Source organism: Ruegeria sp. AH12 (assembly GCF_056541465.1).
On sequence record NZ_JBQFYL010000123.1, the window covers coordinates 1 to 819 of the forward strand.

The 819-nt window shown below is 62.0% G+C and carries 1 protein-coding gene; it reads right to left on the reverse strand.

The features are described 5' to 3' along the window. Positions 1-114 precede the first annotated feature (114 nt). Positions 115-819, reverse strand: a 705-nt coding sequence (locus ACR0EL_RS22065; protein WP_480502298.1) for a nicotinate-nucleotide--dimethylbenzimidazole phosphoribosyltransferase, incomplete at its 5' end; no start/stop codon positions are given.

The window sequence follows — 819 nt, forward strand, 5'->3', positions numbered from 1 at the left end:
CCCCGGCATGCCGACAGCCGAAAACAAGAAATACATCGAGCGTGCGCGGCAACTGGAAAAAGATCTGGAAACCGCGCTGTTGGAACTGGCCGAGGAACACGCCAAGAAGTCGGCTTAACCATCCGACACACCCGCTTCAGCGAATGTCGCCATGCCGGAATGGCAAGCAACCGCGCTTTTCAGAATGTTGATCGCCAACGCCCCGCCCGAGCCTTCGCCCAGGCGCAGGCCGAGGGTCAGCAATGGCTCCTTGCCGAGCTTGCCCAGCATCGCGGCATGCGCGCCCTCGGCGCTTTGGTGGCCCGCGATGGTGTGATCCAGCGCTGTTTCCGAAATCTGCGCCAGACAGGCTGCAGCTGCGGTGCAGATGAATCCATCCAAAATGACCGGTATCCGCAATACGCGCGCGGCGGCTATCGCACCAGCCATAGCCGCAATCTCGCGTCCGCCGAGGCACCTTAGAATATGAAGTCCATCGCCCTGACCATGCAGGGCGACGCCTTCCGCAACAACCCGGGTTTTGTTCGCCAGACCTGCATCATCCACACCGGTCCCGCGGCCAGTCCAGTCGGCAGCATCCCCGCCAAACAGCGCGCAAGCGATGGCTGCAGCCGGCGTGGTATTTCCGATCCCCATCTCTCCAACAACCAGCAGATCGGCCTGCGGATCAACCGCCTGCCATCCTGTGCGCAGTGCGCTTAGAAATTCCTCTTCGCTCATCGCGGGGGTTTGGGTAAAATCTGCGGTCGGACGGTCCAGCTCCAGCGCGTGCACGTCCATCTTCGCGCCCGCAGCCTTTGCCAACTGGTTGATCGCCGC